Genomic DNA, 17,324 nt, shown 5'->3' with positions numbered 1-17,324 from the left:
CAGACAGGGAACAGCAAGGAGCTCTTCGTCAGCTCCTGTTCTTGCTGTCTTTGTCGCTGCCGCCTTTCTTCTCCTTCCTGGTCTTCCCCTCGGCTTTCTGCTCACCACCGGAGCGGCTGCCACGGCCGGGTTTAAGGAAGTCCGGAATCTCAAGGCTCGCCTTGTGCGGATCGACCAGCGTGTCGGGCTGGGTCCGGTCATAGCCCTGGATGTAGCGGGTCTTCCTCCAGTGCTGGATGGAGGCATTGGATCCACGGTGGTGGGCGTGGTACTGCAACGGCGCACCGCCGTACCGGTCCTCGTCCACCTCCTTGGCTACGGCTATCTGGTTGACGTTGGAGGGATCCATGATGGCCACGGGCGCGGCCGGCTCCACGAAGTCGGCGGGGGCGGCAGTGCGCTCCTGCATCTTCTTGGGCAGCCAACGGGCGAAGTGCGACAGCAGGAAGCAGACGAAGAAGTAGACCACCGAGGCCACCACCAGGGTCTGCAGGATGTTGAAGTACATGGAGCCCAGACGACGGGACTCCTGCAGCAGATCCGTGTACATGATGATGGATCCCAGAGCCGTATCCTTGAGAACCACGACCAGCTGGGTCACAGCCGCCGGCAGCATGGCGTAGACGGCCTGGGGAACCTCGATCTGCATCAGCGACTGGGTCCTGGTCAGCCCCAGTGCCAGGGAGGCCTCACGCTGGCCGTTGGGCAGGTTGCCCACCCCCGAACGAATCAACTCAGCCACCACGGAGCCATTGTAAAGAATGAGGCCCAGCACGACGGCCCAATAGGAGGCCTGACTGACTCCGGCAAAGGCGAACCAGCGCCAGAAGAAGATCATCATCATAAGAACCGGGACGGCCCGGCAGAACTCCACGATGATGCCTGAGACTGCCCTTACCAGCCAGTTGGGCAGCAGACGGCCAAGGCCGAAGACAAACCCGAAGATGACCGAGCCAATCACTGCAACCACCGAAGCCTTGATGGTCAGCCAGAGCCCAGGCAGATAGAAGTCCGACCAAGCTTCGTAGTCCAGGGCCGGACGCCAAAGCTCCCAGCTGAGCTGGTTCTCCCCATCAGGAGGATTGTGCAGCCTCATCAGCACCAGAATGACCACTATGGCGAAGATGATAGCGGCTATCCAATTGGCGATTCGTATGGTGCGCCGACCCTTGGGACCGGGCTGATCGAAGAGCAGCGAGCTCTCATTATCTGGTGCCATGGCCGCTCACCTCCTCACTGCCAGCTTGTTGGACAGGTACGTGGTCAAAGCTCCGATGGGCAAAACCAGAATCACATATCCTAGGGCGAAAATCAGGAAGATGGCCACAATGGCATTGGCGTGGAACTCTATCATCTCGCTCATCAGGGAGGAGCTCTCGGATGCCACGGAGGCTGCTGCAGCCACGGTGGAGTTCTTCAGCAGGGCGATGAAGGTGTTGCCCAAGGGCGCTACCGAGCCGCGGAAGGCCTGGGGCAGTATGATCTGCGAGGCCGACTGGAAGAAGCTCAGCCCCAGGGCACGGGCCGCCTCGGCCTGGCCCAGAGGCACCGTGTTGATGCCCGAGCGCAAGGACTCGCAGACAAATGCTGCCGTATACAGGGACAGGCCCGTCACTGCCAGCCAGAAGAAGTTGACGGAGAATTCCGGCGAGAAGCTGATCTTGAGCTGTGCGAAGGCACCCAGGACCATGAAGACCATGATGATGGTCAAAGGCATGTTCTGGAAGAACTCCACATACCCTCGGCCGACGGCCCGCAGGGAGGAGATGGGCGAGATGCGCATGATCACCAGGATGATGCCCAGGATCAGCGAGAAGAGGGCCGACCAGAGGGTCAACTGGATGTTGACCCAGAAGGCTGCCGGGATGTCGTAGTCGGTGAACAGTTCGATGATGGTTGACATCTCACTCCCCCTCCTTGGGCTTAGGTGGGTTGTAGCGCGGATCGGGTTTGTAGTGGGTGCCCCGGGTGTTGTTCTCGAGCGCCCGCTGCCATGAGCCGTTGGCCTCCATGTCGGCCAGAGCCGCGTTGATCTTGTGGGCCAGCTTGGTATTGCCTTTTTTGATGCCCACACCGTAGTACTCCTGGGTGAAGGGTTTGCCGACCAGCCGCAGCCTTCCACGGGAGGCGGAAGCCAGACCAGCCAGGATGATGTCGTCAGTGGTGACTGCATCGACGATGCCGGAGAAGAGGGCGGTGGCGCATTCGGCGTAGCCCGGCTGCTCCATCAGCTGGACCTCTTTGGCGAACCGTTTCTTGACGGTGACGGCTGAGGTGGATCCGGTCACTGAGCACAGTCGTTTGCCGTTGAGGTCTTCGGGGCCACGGATATGGTGGTCCTCCTTGCGCACCAGCAGGTCCTGTCCGGCCACGATGTAGGGTCCAGCGAAAGAGACGGCCCGCTTGCGCTCATCCGTTATGGAATAGGAGGCCAGGATCATGTCCACGTCGCCGTTCTGGAGCATGGCCTCACGCTGCTTGGAGGGGGCCTCCTTCCAGACGATGTCGTCGGGGCTATAACCTAGCTTGTCGGCGATGTAGGTGGCCACGTCCACGTCAAAGCCCACATAGGTTCCGGCCTTCTTGAAGCCCAGACCAGGCTGGTCGAACTTAATGCCCACCCGAATCTTGCCTGCCTCCTTGTCGGAGCCGCAGGCCGCCAAGGAGATCAGGCAACCCAAAGCGCACAGGATCGCGGTCAAATTCCTGGCAAGCCGTTTCAACGGCTGGCCCATGCCATGCATGCTTGCATTCATGCGGATACGCTTCCCTCCTGCTTCAGTGGGCCAGAATCTTGGACAGGAAGTCGGCGGCCCTCTGGGTCTTGGGGTGATCGAAGAAGTCGTCGGGGTCGTCCTTCTCCAGGATCCGTCCATCGGCCATGAAAACGATATGGTCGGCGGCCTGGCGGGCAAAGCCCATCTCGTGGGTCACGCAAATCATGGTCATGCCCTCCTGGGCCAGCTGAATCATCACATCCAGCACCTCGTTGACCATCTCCGGGTCAAGAGCCGATGTGGGCTCGTCGAAGAGCATGATCTTGGGCTGCATGGCCAGGGCGCGGGCTATGGCCACACGCTGCTGCTGGCCGCCTGAGAGCTGGGAGGGCATCTTGGAGGCCTGGGATTCCACGCCCACCCGGGCCAAGAGGTCCATGGCCAGGTCCTCAGCATCCTTCTTGGGCATATGGCGCACCTTGATGGGTGCCAGGGTCATGTTCTCCAGTATGGTCTTGTTGGCGAACAGATTGAAGGACTGGAAGACCATGCCCACCTCGGCCCTGAGCCGAGCCAGGTCACGTCCCTCCTGAGGCAAAGGCTCTCCCTCGATCCTGATGACACCGGAGTCGATGGACTCCAGACGATTGATAGTCCGGCACATGGTGGACTTGCCGGAGCCTGAGGGGCCGACCACCACCAGCACTTCGCCGGTATCAACCTGCAGGTTGATGTCCTTGAGGACGTGCAGATTGCCAAAATGCTTCTCGACGTGCGCCAGCTCGACCAGCGGCCCGGAGTTATCCTGGACGGGGCGATCTGAGGCCGGTTTCTCCGGCAGAATCCGCTCCGACGGCTGTTTGGTTGTTTCGCTCATATTGGGCAGTTTACTCAATCTTTGTTGCAGAGCGGCCATAGAAACGGTTCTCCTGAAAAGCGGAGCCACTGGCCGAACGCGACCGATTGACCCGCAGCGCATAAACTGGCCTAAACAATAAGGGCCGAAATCCCGCAGAATTCCAGCCCTTTTAGACTCTCGTCGACCAGTGACGAAGTGCGCTCAGTCGGTATCCTCCTGATCCGGTTCCCAATCCACGCCGGTCTCGGCGCGTTGCTGGTCGGAGATGGGCGCCGGAGCCCCGGTCATGGGATCCTGGCCGCCACCGGACTTGGGGAAGGCGATGACATCGCGGATGGAGTCCGCTCCGGTCAGGATCTGGGCAGTCCTGTCCCAACCGAAGGCGATGCCTGCGTGGGGCGGAGCGCCGTACTTGAAGGCCTCCAGCAGGAAGCCGAACTTCTCCTGGGCCTCCTCGGGGCCGATGCCCAGCACTTTGAAGACCCGATCCTGAATGTCGTCGCGGTGAATACGCACCGAGCCGCCGCCCATCTCCTCGCCGTTGCAGACGATGTCATAGGAGTCGCTCATGGCGTGTTCGGGATCCTTGTCGAAGCGGTCGATCCAGTCGACCGAAGGCATGGTGAAGGGATGGTGCATGGAGGTCCACTTAGAATGTCCCACGGCCACATCGTCGTCGTCCGGGTCGTCGGTGGGCTTGAAGAGCGGGAAGTCCACCACCCAGGTCAGGGCGAATTCGTCGGGTTTGAGCAGCCCCTGGCGACGGGCGATCTCCACACGGGCCGCGCCCAGCAGGGTTTGCGAAGCCTCACGGGGACCGGCTGCGAAGAAGACGGCATCCCCGTCCGTGGCGCCTACGGCCTCCTTGAGGCCTTGGCGCTCGGCATCAGACAGGTTCTTGGCCACCGGGCCCTTGAGAGTGCCGTCGCCGGTGAACTGGACATAGGCCAGACCCTTTGCACCACGCTGGCGGGCCCATTCCTGCCAAGCGTCGAACTGCCTGCGGGGCAGGTTAGCCGCACCCTGGTAGACCACGGCGCCTACGTAGGGAGCCTGGAAGACCCGGAAGGGGGTGTTCTTGAAGTAGTCGGTCAGTTCGACGATAGGGTTGCCGAAGCGCAGGTCAGGCTTGTCGGAACCATACTTGTCCATGGCCTCCTGCCAGCTGATCCTGGGGATGGGCAGGGTGACCTCGAATCCTGCAGCCTTCCAGACCTCGGCAATGACCTGCTCGGCCATGGCCATGACGTCCTCCTGGGAGGCGAAGCTCATCTCGATATCCAGCTGGGTGAACTCAGGCTGCCTGTCGGCGCGGAAGTCCTCGTCGCGGTAGCAACGGGCGATTTGGTAGTAACGCTCAAAGCCGCCCACCATCAGCAACTGCTTGAGCAGCTGGGGAGACTGCGGCAGGGCGTACCAGGATCCGGGCACCAGGCGGGCCGGCACCAGGAAGTCACGGGCGCCCTCGGGGGTGGACTTGATCAGGGTCGGCGTCTCGATCTCGCAGAAATCCATCTTGTCCAGGGCAGCACGGGCGGCACGGTTCATGGCGGCCCTCAGACGGATGTTGTGCTGCATGGAGGGGCGACGCAGGTCCAGATAACGGTAGCGCAGCCGCACATCCTCGCCGGGCAGCTTGTTCTCGGCCTCGTTCTCCAGGGCTGTGGACACCTGGAAGGGCAGGGCTGCCGACTTGGCCAGAACCTCAATCTTGTCTGCAACGATCTCGATGTGTCCGGTGGACAGGTGTTCGTTGTCATTGCCCTCAGGACGTTCGCGAACCTTGCCGGTGACCTGGATGACGTACTCGCTACGCAGGGGCCGGGCCTCTTCCTCGTCATAGATGACGATCTGCACCAGACCGGAGCGGTCACGCAGGTCGATGAAGGCCACGCCTCCGTGATCACGGCGGCGATCCACCCATCCGGCCACCGTCACCTGGCGACCGACCATATCTTCAGTGACATCCGTGGCGTAGCTCGTTCTGTAAGCCGACTGGCCCATGCTTTCCTGTACCTCCATAATGCTCGACCTGCCCCTGCGTCAGGCCTGGTATTCCACACTCTGCCGGGCATACAGGCTATCCGGCGTCCACGACACCAGGTCAGCCGGAGTCTGATCGCCGGTGATGATGTTCTTGACCTGGTCGCCCTCCTGCTGGCCCTCCTTGGCAGGGAACCAGACATAGGGGATGCCCAGGTGGTCGGCATAGCGGATCTGTTTGCCAATCTTGGCTGCAGTAGGCGCCACATCAGCGGCAATACCCCTGGCCCGCAGATCCTGGGCGATGTGGTTGCTGATGGTCCGATCCTCTTCGTCCCAGACGGCGACCATGACCGCAGCCGGAGAAACCCTGGAGGCCTGAACCCCGTGGGCCAGCAGGTAGGAGAGCAGGCGAGAAAGCCCAATGGACAGCCCTACGCCTGGATAGGTCCGGTTGCCCTGGCTAGCAAGATTGTCATAGCGGCCGCCGGAACAGATGGATCCCAGGGACTGCGCCCCCTCCAGGAAGGTCTCGTAGACAGAGCCGGTATAGTAGTCCAGCCCGCGGGCGATCTTCAGGTCGGCGATGACCGAGCCCGGCCGAATGCGGGCGGCCTCGTCGATGATCATGGCCAGCGTCTCCAGCCCCTCATTGGCTAAGGCGTACGAAGAAGACTCCTTATCGATGCCAACCTTGTCAACCAAGGCATCGAACCGCTGGCGCAGCTGCTTGCCATCGTCGGCGGTCAGCTCGGCCAGATCCAGGCAGGCCTTGGCCTGGTCCTGATTGGCGCCGCACTCACTGACCAACAGGCTGGCCACCTCGTCAGGGCCAATCTTGTCCAGCTTGTCGATCTCGCGCAAAACGCCCTCGACATCCTCCAGACCCAGACCCCGGTAGAATCCCTCGGAAAGCTTGCGGTTGTTGGTGTGCACAGTGGGCTTGGGCAGGCCGAAGGCCCGCAGCTCCTCCAGAGCACTCAGCATGACCAGGGGCACCTCGACCTCGTAGTGGTCGGGCAGCTCTCCGTTGCCAATTACGTCAATGTCAGCCTGAACGAACTCCCTGAACCGTCCCTCCTGGGGGCGCTCTCCTCGCCAGACCTTCTGAATCTGCCAGCGTTTGAAGGGGAAGGTCAAGTCGTTGCTGTGCTCCACCACATAGCGGCTCAGCGGCACGGTCAGGTCAAAATGCAGGCCCAGCCGGCGCTCCACTGGCACATCCTTTTCCTGGCCCAGATCCTGCAATCGGGAAAGCAGGTAGATCTCCTTGCTGGTCTCCCCCTTCTTGAGCAGGCTGGAGCCCTCTTCTACGGCTCTGGTCTCAATGCCGATGTAGCCGTTCAATTCGAAGACCTTGCGAAGCGTGTCGAGGATGCGCTGCTCCACCACTCTTTGCGAAGGAAGCCATTCTGGGAAACCGGATAGAGATGTGCCTTTTGCCATAAGAACCTATACTATAGGAGGTCAAGGAAAATGGTATTGCCATATTTTGCGATCTCTCCAACACACAAGCCTAAGGAGCTGGCCATGGCCGACAACACCGCCATCACACCCGAGAACACCTCGACACCGCAGGAGGAGCACACCGCGGACGCGGAGGGCCAGGTCGCCGCTGCGACAACGCCCGAAGCCGGGCAGGAACAGGCTGCCCCCGGACAGACCGCATCTACTGAGGATGCACCAACCCAGAGCGAACCGGTACCGGCTGAGCCACAGCCTGCAACTGCGGAAGCACCCGCGCCAGCAGCTACACCTGCTGCGCCCAAGCCCAAGGCGGTTCCCTCCCCCGCAGCTCTGGCCCACAAGGCCCCTCACGTCAAGGCCGCCCCGGCCGCTCCCACCTACAGCCAGGAGGAGATCGACAAGGCAGAAGCCTTCGGCCGGGTGGACGAGCAGGGCAACGTCTTCGTCCGCGAAGGTGACCAGGAGCGCCAGGTGGGCCAGTTCCCCAATGCTGATGCCAAGGAGGCCCTGGACCTTTACGCTCGCCGATACTTGGACCTCAAGGAGAAGCTGAACCTATTCGCCTCCAGACTGCGCAGTCCCAAGATCAAGGCCCACGAGATCGACGAATCCATAACCTCACTCAAGGAGGAGACCAGTCAGCCTGAAGCAGTCGGCGACCTTGCCGCCCTGCGCACGCAACTGGAGCAGCTGGCCGAAAAGGGGCAGACTCGCAAGGCTGAACTGGCGCAGGCACGCAAGGATGCCATGGCCAAGGCCATCAAGGAGCGGACCGCCATCGTGGAGAAGGCCGAAGAGCTGGCAGCCTCCCTGGGCGACTCCACCAACTGGCGATCCACAGCAGACAAGTTCCGTTCCCTCTTCGAGCAGTGGCAACACCACCAGCGCACCACCATCCGCATCGACAAGGCCGACGCGGACGCGCTCTGGAAGCGTTTCTCCTCCGCCCGCACCACCTTCAACCAGGCCCGCCGCAAGTGGGCCCAGCAGCGTGACGCCCAGCGGTCCGAGACCAAGCGGATCAAGGAAGAAATCATCGCCGAGGCCGACCAGATCAAGGACTCCACTGACTGGGGACCCACTTCCCATCAGTTCAACGAGCTCATGGACCGCTGGAAGCAGGCCGGGCGTGCAGGACGTCAGGATGACGACGCCCTCTGGGCTCGGTTCCGTCAGGCCGCGGATGTCTTCTTCAACGCCCGTCAGGCCGACCGGGACAAGACCTCGGTCAACGAGCGCGAGAACCTGACCAAGAAGGAGGCCCTGGTGGCCAAGGCCGAGGCCTTGCTGCCCGTCAAGGATTCCAAGGCCGCCAAGCAAGCCCGGCAGGAGCTGGCCAAGATTCAGGAGGAATGGGACGCCATTGGTTTCGTCCCCCGTGACGACGTGCGCCGAATCGAGGGCAGGATGGATGCCGTGGACCGGCAAATCAAGGCCGTGGAAGATGCGGCCTGGAACCAGTCCGACCCCGAGGCCGATGCCCGCGTCTCCAGCTTCGAGCAGCAGCTGGCCGCCCAGCTTCAGGACCTGGATCAGCGAATCGCCGCCGAGCAGGATCCGGCCAAGAAGCAGGAACTGGAGGCCGAGAAGGCCACCAAGGAGCAGTGGATGAACGCCGTGCGCTGATTGTAGCAGTTTCCGTTAGAACCCCCGGCTTGGTCATTGACCACCGGGGGTCTTTCTGTAATAACCGTTAATAACCGTCTTTTTAATAACCGTCTTTTAGACTTTGAGCCGTTGAATTTTCAAGGCTGAAAGCAAGTAATAGGTTTGACGAGATACCGGCAAAATGCCGTCGCGAGAGTAAGAGGAAAAGTAGGCATAACGGTGATTGCAGGGAAAGTCAGATGGCCCGCATATGAGGTCTGGTCGAGCCCTTGGCTCCGGTCAGCCGGTAGGCATCGAAGACACCGTCGATCTTCCTGACAGCCGACAGGAGCGTATTCAGATGTTGGGGGTCGCCCATCTCGAAGACGAATTGACTGACCGCAACCCGGTCACGACCGGTGGATTGGCTGCCCGACAGGATGTTGACCCCGTGGTCGGACAGGACCTGAGTAATGTCCGAGAGCAGGTGGGGCCGATCCAGGGCCTCCACTTGAATCTGGACCATGAAAGTGCCCTGTTTGCCCGTCCAGGAGACCTCTATGATGCGTTCGGGCTGCTTCTTGCGCAGTTCCAGAAGATTCTGGCAGTCGGACCGATGAACCGAGACGCCCTGGTTGCGGGTGATGAACCCGGTGATGGGGTCCCCTGGCACTGGAGTACAGCAACGGGCCAGCTTGACCCAGACATCGTCTACGCCCTTGACCGAAATCCCCTGGGAGGTCTCCGGCCGGCTGGACTTGGTGACCCGCTGCAGGGGAATGGCCTCCTGCTCCACCTCGTCCTCAAGGGCCGACCGGCCGGCATCATGTACCAGCCGGGAGATCACGTTCTGAGTGGAGACCTGTCCGTCGCCAATAGCGGCGTAAACCGCCTTCTCATTGGGATAGTTGAGCTCGTCGGCAGCCCCCACCATGGCTTCAGGGGTCAGCAGGCTGGCCACGGGCAGGTTCCGCTTGCGCATGGCGCGGATGAGCTCGTCCTTGCCCTCCTCGATGGTCTCCGAACGGCGCTCCTTGCTGAACCACTGACGGATTTTGCTGCGGGCACGGGGGCTCTTGGCAAAGCTGAGCCAGTCGCGCGAGGGCCCATCGGTGTCGGACTTGCTGGTCAGAATCTCTACCGTGTCCCCGTTGCGCAGCTTGGTGTCCAGGGGGACCAGGCGGCCATTGACCCTGGCGCCCATGGTTCTGTGGCCAACCTCGGTGTGGACGGCATAGGCGAAGTCCACGGGCGTTGAATCGGCCGGCAGGGAGATGATCTTGCCTTTGGGCGTGAATACGTAAACCTCAGCCGCGCCCAAATCATCCTTAAGGGAGCCCAGGAACTCGTTGGAGTCCGGAGTCTCGCTGGTCCAGTCGGCCAACTGCTGGATCCAGGTCAGGTTGTCCTCCTGGCTCAGCTCCCCCTCCTGGCGCTCACGCTTGACGTCGGACTTGTCGGGCTGGGAGAGCTCGCGGCCTGCAGAACCGTTCTCCTTGTACTTCCAGTGGGCGGCGATGCCGAATTCGGCGCGGCGATGCATCTGCCAGGTGCGAATCTGGATCTCGACCGGCTTGCCGCCCGGGCCCACCACCGTGGTATGCAGGGACTGGTAGCGGTTGGTCTTAGGCATGGCGATGTAGTCCTTGAACCGCCCAGGCACCGGGCTCCAACGGGCATGGACGGCACCCAGGGCAGCATAGCAGTCGCGAATGGTATCCACGATGATGCGCACCCCAACCAGGTCGTAGATGTTGGCGAAATCGTGCCCGCGCACGATCATCTTCTGGTAGATGCTGAAGTAGTCCTTGGGCCGCCCTGTCACCTGAGCCTTGATGCCCTGAGCATCCAGATCCTCGTGAATCTCGTCCAGGATCTGCTGCAGGTAGACCTCCCGCTGGCCGGCTCTGCGGGAGACCAGAACCACGATTTCATTGTAGATCTTGGGATAGAGGGTCTTGAAGCTGAGCTCCTCCAGCTCGGTCTTGATGGCGTTCATGCCCAGCCGGTTGGCAAGGGGCGCATATACGTCCAGGGTCTCACGGGCCTTGCGCTGGGCTGATGAAGCCTTGACATAGCGCCAGGTGCGGGCGTTGTGCACACGGTCAGCCAGCTTGACCACCAGGACGCGCACATCCCGGCTCATGGCCACAATCATCTTGCGGATGGTCTCAGCCTGGGCCGAATCGCCGTAATCCATCTTGGATATCTTGGTGACCCCGTCCACCAAACCAGCCACCGTGTCGCCGAACTCGTCCCTGCACTGCTCCAGGGTGTAGTCGGTGTCCTCCACGGTGTCGTGCAGTAGACCGGCCGAAACCACCGTGGGCCCCATGCCAAGGTCGGCCAGAATTTGTGCCACAGCCAGTGGGTGGATGATGTAGGGCTCGCCAGACTTGCGCCTCTGGTCGGCATGCTGGACCACGGCCCGGTCATAGGCGCGCTGAAGCATGGACAAATCCTCATCAGGATGATGGGCGGCGCAGATCTCCCAGATTGGCATCAGGGGGTTGAGCGGATCGTCGCTGACCTCACAGCCCAGGGCTCTGGAGGACAAGCCAGAAGGGGCCTGGTCGCCGACATCATTGCTACAGACGCTGCCCTCCTGAGTGACCATTCAAGCCTCCAATATCCCGATATAATGCACCAATCCTACACTTCGATATAGCCCATTCAGGTCGCTCGTGTCCGAACCGCGCCTCAGCGGCCGGTCGAGCCGAATCCGCTATCCGAACGCGCCGAGCCAGGCAGGCGTTCAGCAGACACGAAACGGGCCTGCACGTAACGCTGGATGACCAGCTGGGCGATGCGCTCCCCAGGCTCGAAGTGGACCGACTCATGAGGATCCAGGTTGATCAACGGCACCTTGATCTCGCCCCGGTACCCAGCATCAATCGTCCCCGGCGCGTTGAGCACGGTCACCCCCATTTTCACTGCAAGCCCCGAGCGCGGGTGAACCAGGCCGACGTACCCGTTGGGCAGGGCCAAGGCCACTCCCGTGGGAACTAGCGCCCGCTGGAAGGGAGCCAGATCCACAGCCATCCTGGTTCGTAGATCGGCCCCGGCATCGCCGGGCATGGCGTATTCCGGCACGTCGGCCCCGCCCAAGGACTTGAACAGGACCTCGACCGTTTCGGGCTCGTTGTAGGACTCGTCATAGGCCATCAGGCGGCGCACTCCTTGCAGACGGGCTTGCCGTCGGGGGTGGTGTAGGCCAGTTGGCTCCGGTGCTTGACCAGGAAGCAGTTGGAGCAGATGAATTCATCGCCCTGCATGGGGATGACGGTCACCGAAGAATCCTCATTGCTTAAGTCAGCGCCAGGAAGCTCGTAGTCCTCGGCGATGGCGTTCTCGTCGTCGTCCAGATCGGCCCCGGCATCCTGGCCGCTTTTGCCGAGCTCCTGCAGGGATTCCTCGTCTTCATCCTTGTCTCGCGGGGTATCGTAATCTTGTGCCATCGTGTACCCTTTCCTTGTTCGACCAGTCACCTCGTATACCGGTCATTCCACACGATATGTACTGCGCATAGGATACACGATTTCAAAAGCACGTAAAATACCAACCGTAGGGCACAATGGAAATACCTGAGGCCGTGTAAAGGAACCGTAAGAGGATAGGGGCGTGCATGTCTGAGAATGGGACCAGGATGGCCAGCTTTGACCATGTCGACGACAGGGGCGATCTGGTCTTCGTCTGTGACCACCGGCACTTCGCCGTACGGGTCGACGATGCGCTTGATCGCGCCATTCTTGAGGCCAAGCAGGTCAAGGAGGAAGAGGATGTGGATCCCCAGACCGGCAAGTCCAAGCCCTTACCTGTCTCGGCCATCCAGGCGGCTGTGCGTGCCGGCGCCCGCCCCGAGCAGGTGGCACAACAATACGCTGTCAACGAAGCGCTGGTACGGCGTTTCGCGGCCCCGGTGGAGACCGAAAAGAAATATGCCATAGAGCAGTTCCTGACCATGCCGGCGCCCAAAGGGTCGGGCGGGCGAAATTATCAGGAACTGATCGGCAAGGTGCTGGCCCGTGCCGGGGTCAGCCTGGCACAGGTTTCCTGGCAGGCCACCAGACGAGGGTACGAACCCTGGAACATCAACGGCGTGTTTACGCTGGACAAGCGGATTTTCAACGCCCGCTGGGCCTGGAACATGCATGACAACACTGTGACCTGCCTGAACAGGGCAGCCAGGATGCTGCTGGATGATTCCGAAGACGACCATGGCCAGGATCGGCCCGATTTGGACCAGGGCACAGCCGAAGAGATCGATGACCAGACTGACAGGCGCCCTCCAAGCCAGGACGATGCCTTTGCCCAAATAGAGGACGAGGAAGAGGACCATGGATCGGGCGACCAGGAGAACGGGGAGCGTCAGGCGGCGCTCACGGCCTGGCTCTATGGCAAACCCAAGGAAGGCCAGGAGCGGACAGCCGAACGAGAACCCAACCACCTCAGTGCCGAGCTGACTGAGGACCCCGACACGGCTGAGCATCCCCCAATCAGGGACACCGAGTCCACCATGGTCCTGCCTGTTCAGAACCATGGGCAGAGCCAGGCTGACCAGGAGCAGCTCCAGCAGCCGGATCAAGGCGATGATGCCAGTCAGGACGGTCAGGAGGACGAACCCAAGGAGGGTCGCCGGAGCAAACGCGCCAAAAAGCACTCCGGACGGTCGGCCGTACCCAGCTGGGACGAAATCCTCTTCGGCAAGTAGCTGTAGGGTTCTATCCCCAGCAGTCAGACCAGATCGATCAGGCAGGGAATCTGCGTCTCCAGACGGGTCCAGGAGCCGTGGACGCCAGGCAGTCTGGTCGCTGCATCAGTCTGATCAGCCGAATTCACCATGGTGACCCGGTCACCGGCCAGAACCAGAAGGTCACCGATCATGGGGCGAATCCGAACGTCCACCGGGCCGAAGATTCCCCTTTCGATGGCCTGATCCCGGGTCAGCACCCAGGCCCGCTCCCCCAGACGCTCCCGCCAACGGGCGGCCACGACCTTGGGATCCGCCCTCTGGTCCAGATAGAGCATGACGGCCCTGGGCTCGCCGCCAACCAGTCGCACTTCCCGGTTCAATTCCGGGTCTTGAGCGATGTCAATGCGCTGATCCGGATCAGCTTCGACCATGCCGTGATCGGCTACGATAACCGTCAGCGTCCCGGCTGGCAGGCGGCGATGAAGCTCGGCCAGCTGTGCATCGGTCGCTTCGAGAGCGGCCACCCATTCTTCGCCCTCCCAACCGCTGTGGTGGCCCACCTTGTCCACATCGCGGATGTAGAGGTAGGTCAGCCCTGGCTGGCGGGCAGCCTGGCAGGCGGCCAGGAGACGCTGACGGGAGTGGTTGTGGGCCAGGTACTCTCCGCCGCGCAGAGCCGCACGGGTCAGGGCGGAGTCACGAAAACGCGGCAGGCCCGAAGATGTCACGCGGACCCCCTGCGCCTGGAGGGTCTCGAAGACAGTTGGACGGCGCTGCAGGCGCTCGGGGTCCTGGGCGCCTCTGAACTGAATCATCTGACCAAGCTGGCCGGTGTCGGGGTTCAGCTGTGTGTAGCCGGTCATACCGGTCAGTCCAGGGCTGGTCCCAGTGCCGAAGACCCCCATGGCCGCCACCGTAGTCGAGGGCAGGCTGGTATAGAGGGGACGCTGGTTGATGGGTTCGGACAGCAGCGAGCGCAGGTAGGGCACATGGCCCTGACGGCTGACCAGGTTCCAGAATCCCAGACCATCCACAAGGACGACGACAACCGACCGGGCATCAGGCAGCCCCAGGGCCTCCTGGAGGGCCTTGGCAGACGGATGGACGTCAGTGGCCACAGGCACTCCCAGACATGCGCTCAGGGCGGGCAGGACAGCGGACAGATGCCGAGGTCCGCCAACAAGATTGTCCCCCGCCTGGTCCCCGTATTGGATAGGCAGACTCGGCTCCAGCAGTTCCTTCATGTCAGGTGTATCCAGACCCATACCTTCCATTCAAGCACGGTCAGACCCCAGGCCGACACCGGACCCAGCAGGCACGCTTTGGCGGACCGTCCGGTTATCATAAGGCGGAACGTGAAGGAGCAGGAGCTGGAGCATGGCAACTCATCGCAGGAGCAAGGCGGCGGGGTACGACCCCCGGCAGGTCAAGGAGCACATCGTCGAAACCCCCCTGAACGAGGAGATGAGCAAGTCCTTCCTGGAATACGCCTACTCGGTCATCTACGCCAGGGCCCTGCCCGATGCCCGTGACGGACTCAAGCCGGTCCAGCGACGGATTATCTACCAAATGGGCCAGATGAACCTCAACCCGGACCGCCCGTACATGAAGTCCGCCAGGGCCGTGGGCGAGGTCATGGGCAAGCTGCATCCCCATGGCGACTCCTCCATATATGAGGCCATGGTCCGTCTTGCCCAGCCCTTCGCCATGCGCCTGCCTCTGGTCGACGGCCACGGCAACTTCGGATCCTTGGACGACGGACCGGCGGCCTCCCGTTACACCGAGGCCCGGCTGGCCCCGGCGGCTCTGGGCATGAACGCCGACATCGACCAGGACACGGTGGACTTCTCCCCCAACTACGACAACAAACTCAAGGAGCCACAGGTCCTGCCCTCGGCCATCCCCAACCTGCTGGTCAACGGAGCCTCGGGCATCGCCGTGGGTATGGCCACCAATATGATCACCCACAACCTGGGCGAGGTGGTGGCCGCCGCCAAGTATCTGATGGCCCACCCGGACGCAGGGCTGGATGAACTCATGCGCTATGTACCCGGTCCGGATCTGCCCGGCGGCGGGATCATCGTAGGGCGGGACGGCATCCGCAAGGCCTACGAGCACGGTCGGGGGGCCTTTGTGACCAGGTCCGTCACCCACCTGGAGAACGTGACCGCCCGAAAGAAGGCCATCGTGGTCACTGAGCTGCCCTTCATGGTGGGCCCTGAGCGGGTTCTGGAGCGCATCTCCGAGGGGGTGCGCAACCACAAGCTGGAGGGCATCTCCAGCGCCATCGATCTGACCGACCGGCACAACGGGACCCGCCTGGTCATCGAGATCAAGACGGGATTCGACCCAGGCAAGGTCCTAGGCAAGCTCTTCAAGTACACGCCCTTGGAGGACTCTTTCACCATCAACAACGTGGCCTTGGTCCACGGACGGCCCAGAACCATGGGGCTCAAGGAGCTGCTGGAGGTCTGGGTGGAGCACCGGCGGACGGTCATCCACCGTCGCAGCGAGTTCCGCCGCAAGAAGGCCCTGGAGCGTCTGCACCTGGTCGAGGGGCTCCTGCTGGCCTTGGTTGACATCGACGAGGTCATCCAGGTCATCCGCAGTTCGGACGACGCGGATGCGGCTAAGGCCAAGCTGATGGCGGTCTTCGACCTGGATCAGACCCAGGCCCAGTATATTCTCGACCTGCGGCTGCGGCGGCTGACCAAGATGAGCAGGATCGAGCTTGAGGGCGAGCGCGACGACCTCAAGAAGCAGCTGGAAAAACTGGAGCGGATTCTGGACTCCTCGGCCGAGCTGGACCGGGTGGTCATCCAGGAGATGGATCAGGCGGTGGCCCAGTGGGGCACACCCAGGCGCACGGTCATCCTGGACCAGGAGCCATCCGGAGATCTGGCCCCTGTGCAGTCGGCAGCCAGTGATCAGCAGACCGCTCAACAGACCACCAGTAAGGCCAGTGCTGGCCGAAAGGTTGCACTGGCGGTCAACGGAGGAACCAGCCGCAGCGAAGATGGTGGCGATCTGCACATGGAGGACAAGCCCTGCACGGTCATGATGAGCGCCACCGGACTGCTGGCACGCAGCACTCCAGGCGCCCTGGATGCATGGCGGTCCCGGCCACGCAACCAGGACCGTGGGCATGACGACCAGATCATCGCCATATTCGCCACCACCACCCTGGCCACATACGGCCTGGTCACCACGGCTGGACGGCTGATCACCGCTCCTGTGGCCGACCTGCCGCTGATCCCGGCCACCGCCAACCCCAACCTGAGCGGAGGCATCGTGGCCGACGAGCTCCTGAGCGGAACGGCCAGCACCGAACCCCAGGCCGACGAGCACGCCGTCACCGTCATCAATATGACCGACTCCCGGCCTCTGGCCCTGGGCACACGCCTGGGCAAGGTCAAGCGCTGGAACCGCGAGTCGCCGACCACCATGGACTCCTGGTCGGTCATCGACCTCAAGGATGACGACCAGGTGGTCTTCGCAGCCCCCTGCCAGGACGGGGACCGCATGGTCCTTATCTCCTCGGATGCCAGCCTGCTGACCTTCACCGGGGACAAGGTCCGACCCCAGGGCCGCAATGCAACAGGCATGGCGGGCATACGTCTGGCCCAGGACTGCCAGGTCGCCACCTTCGCGGTCGTACCGGCCGGGGAGATCGGCTGGACCTACCAGGAGACCGGCGAGGATGGCATGAGCACCCAGGCCGGGGCCGTGGTCCTGACCGTGGCCGGCGACTCCGAGGCCCTGCCAGGCACCGAGAACGGATCGGCCAAGCTGACGCCGCTGGAAATGTATCCGGTCAAGGGCCGTGGCACGGGCGGTGTGCGCTCCCAGCGCTTCCTCAAAGGTCAGGACACCCTGCTGCTGGCCCGGGTGGGCTCCTGGCCCCTGCACGCCAGCACTGCTGCCGGATCGCCGGTCGAACTGCCCGACGTGGACATGCGACGGGATGCCTCCGGCCAGGAACTGGCGGCACCTATCGCCTTCGTGGCATGAGGACGCT

General features: G+C 62.3%; 13 protein-coding genes. 3 read left to right on the top strand and 10 right to left on the bottom strand.

All coding sequences use genetic code 11. The features are described 5' to 3' along the window. Positions 1-28: 28 nt before the first annotated feature. The 6 genes from ACVWNW_RS08170 to hisS all read right to left on the bottom strand — a co-directional run bounded on the left by ACVWNW_RS08170 (position 29) and on the right by hisS (position 7,005). Positions 29-1,219: an amino acid ABC transporter permease gene (locus ACVWNW_RS08170; protein WP_198190685.1), complete on the bottom strand. Its 1,191-nt coding sequence runs from the start codon at positions 1,217-1,219 to the stop codon at positions 29-31. 6 nt (positions 1,220-1,225) lie between these two features. Continuing rightward, positions 1,226-1,903 carry an amino acid ABC transporter permease gene (locus ACVWNW_RS08165; protein ID WP_110412705.1) on the bottom strand — a complete coding sequence of 226 codons (678 nt, stop codon included), beginning with the start codon at positions 1,901-1,903 and terminating at the stop codon, positions 1,226-1,228. A 1-nt stretch (position 1,904) separates the two neighbouring features. Next, a complete protein-coding gene (locus ACVWNW_RS08160; RefSeq protein ID WP_046323731.1) occupies positions 1,905-2,735 on the bottom strand; it encodes a glutamate ABC transporter substrate-binding protein in 831 nt (276 codons plus the stop codon). Between the two features lie 43 nt (positions 2,736-2,778). Further along, positions 2,779-3,594 carry an amino acid ABC transporter ATP-binding protein gene (locus ACVWNW_RS08155; protein ID WP_454482165.1) on the bottom strand — a complete coding sequence of 272 codons (816 nt, stop codon included), beginning with the start codon at positions 3,592-3,594 and terminating at the stop codon, positions 2,779-2,781. A gap of 183 nt (positions 3,595-3,777) precedes the next feature. Next, a complete protein-coding gene (gene aspS / locus ACVWNW_RS08150; protein ID WP_454483447.1) occupies positions 3,778-5,580 on the bottom strand; it encodes an aspartate--tRNA ligase in 1,803 nt (600 codons plus the stop codon). A 39-nt stretch (positions 5,581-5,619) separates the two neighbouring features. After that, positions 5,620-7,005 carry a histidine--tRNA ligase gene (gene hisS / locus ACVWNW_RS08145; RefSeq protein WP_454482163.1) on the bottom strand — a complete coding sequence of 462 codons (1,386 nt, stop codon included), beginning with the start codon at positions 7,003-7,005 and terminating at the stop codon, positions 5,620-5,622. An 84-nt stretch (positions 7,006-7,089) separates the two neighbouring features. Here hisS and ACVWNW_RS08140 point away from each other — a divergent pair, with 84 nt between their 5' ends. Further along, a complete protein-coding gene (locus ACVWNW_RS08140) occupies positions 7,090-8,652 on the top strand; it encodes a DUF349 domain-containing protein (RefSeq protein WP_454482161.1) in 1,563 nt (520 codons plus the stop codon). Between the two features lie 217 nt (positions 8,653-8,869). On the opposite strand, the gene ACVWNW_RS08135 is transcribed toward ACVWNW_RS08140, so the two are convergent. From ACVWNW_RS08135 to ACVWNW_RS08125, 3 genes are all read right to left on the bottom strand, one after another. Further along, positions 8,870-11,230 (bottom strand): RelA/SpoT family protein, encoded by a 2,361-nt coding sequence (locus ACVWNW_RS08135; protein WP_232348601.1) that lies wholly within the window; start codon positions 11,228-11,230, stop codon positions 8,870-8,872. Between the two features lie 83 nt (positions 11,231-11,313). After that, complete coding sequence (gene dut, locus ACVWNW_RS08130) at positions 11,314-11,778, bottom strand: dUTP diphosphatase (RefSeq protein WP_454482159.1); 465 nt, start codon at positions 11,776-11,778, stop codon at positions 11,314-11,316. Further along, the gene (locus tag ACVWNW_RS08125; protein ID WP_024627827.1) at positions 11,778-12,071 is read right to left on the bottom strand and encodes a DUF4193 domain-containing protein; all 294 of its coding nucleotides are present in this window, start codon (positions 12,069-12,071) and stop codon (positions 11,778-11,780) included. Before ACVWNW_RS08125 ends, dut begins: the two co-directional genes overlap by 1 nt. A 167-nt stretch (positions 12,072-12,238) precedes the next feature. Here ACVWNW_RS08125 and sepH point away from each other — a divergent pair, with 167 nt between their 5' ends. After that, positions 12,239-13,324 carry a septation protein SepH gene (sepH, locus tag ACVWNW_RS08120; protein ID WP_454482157.1) on the top strand — a complete coding sequence of 362 codons (1,086 nt, stop codon included), beginning with the start codon at positions 12,239-12,241 and terminating at the stop codon, positions 13,322-13,324. 23 nt (positions 13,325-13,347) lie between these two features. On the opposite strand, the gene ACVWNW_RS08115 is transcribed toward sepH, so the two are convergent. Next, a complete protein-coding gene (locus ACVWNW_RS08115) occupies positions 13,348-14,571 on the bottom strand; it encodes an alkaline phosphatase family protein (RefSeq protein WP_454482155.1) in 1,224 nt (407 codons plus the stop codon). A 112-nt stretch (positions 14,572-14,683) separates the two neighbouring features. Here ACVWNW_RS08115 and ACVWNW_RS08110 point away from each other — a divergent pair, with 112 nt between their 5' ends. Next, positions 14,684-17,317: a DNA gyrase/topoisomerase IV subunit A gene (locus ACVWNW_RS08110; protein WP_454482153.1), complete on the top strand. Its 2,634-nt coding sequence runs from the start codon at positions 14,684-14,686 to the stop codon at positions 17,315-17,317. The last annotated feature ends 7 nt before the right edge of the window (positions 17,318-17,324 follow it).

This window comes from Bifidobacterium sp. JNUCC 75, assembly GCF_054819865.1.
Note: the sequence above shows the minus strand (reverse complement) of the source record. Positions and strands in the feature narration are given on the sequence as shown.

What these genes read in the sequence shown, in the direction of transcription:
- ACVWNW_RS08170 (WP_198190685.1), bottom strand. Translation starts at nt 1,219, where the DNA reads ATGGCACCAGATAATGAGAGCTCGCTGCTCTTCGATCAGCCCGGTCCC.
- ACVWNW_RS08165 (WP_110412705.1), bottom strand. Translation starts at nt 1,903, where the DNA reads ATGTCAACCATCATCGAACTGTTCACCGACTACGACATCCCGGCAGCC.
- ACVWNW_RS08160 (WP_046323731.1), bottom strand. Translation starts at nt 2,735, where the DNA reads ATGGGCCAGCCGTTGAAACGGCTTGCCAGGAATTTGACCGCGATCCTG.
- ACVWNW_RS08155 (WP_454482165.1), bottom strand. Translation starts at nt 3,594, where the DNA reads ATGAGCGAAACAACCAAACAGCCGTCGGAGCGGATTCTGCCGGAGAAA.
- aspS (WP_454483447.1), bottom strand. Translation starts at nt 5,580, where the DNA reads ATGGGCCAGTCGGCTTACAGAACGAGCTACGCCACGGATGTCACTGAA.
- hisS (WP_454482163.1), bottom strand. Translation starts at nt 7,005, where the DNA reads ATGGCAAAAGGCACATCTCTATCCGGTTTCCCAGAATGGCTTCCTTCG.
- ACVWNW_RS08140 (WP_454482161.1), top strand. Translation starts at nt 7,090, where the DNA reads ATGGCCGACAACACCGCCATCACACCCGAGAACACCTCGACACCGCAG.
- ACVWNW_RS08135 (WP_232348601.1), bottom strand. Translation starts at nt 11,230, where the DNA reads ATGGTCACTCAGGAGGGCAGCGTCTGTAGCAATGATGTCGGCGACCAG.
- dut (WP_454482159.1), bottom strand. Translation starts at nt 11,778, where the DNA reads ATGGCCTATGACGAGTCCTACAACGAGCCCGAAACGGTCGAGGTCCTG.
- ACVWNW_RS08125 (WP_024627827.1), bottom strand. Translation starts at nt 12,071, where the DNA reads ATGGCACAAGATTACGATACCCCGCGAGACAAGGATGAAGACGAGGAA.
- sepH (WP_454482157.1), top strand. Translation starts at nt 12,239, where the DNA reads ATGTCTGAGAATGGGACCAGGATGGCCAGCTTTGACCATGTCGACGAC.
- ACVWNW_RS08115 (WP_454482155.1), bottom strand. Translation starts at nt 14,571, where the DNA reads ATGGGTCTGGATACACCTGACATGAAGGAACTGCTGGAGCCGAGTCTG.
- ACVWNW_RS08110 (WP_454482153.1), top strand. Translation starts at nt 14,684, where the DNA reads ATGGCAACTCATCGCAGGAGCAAGGCGGCGGGGTACGACCCCCGGCAG.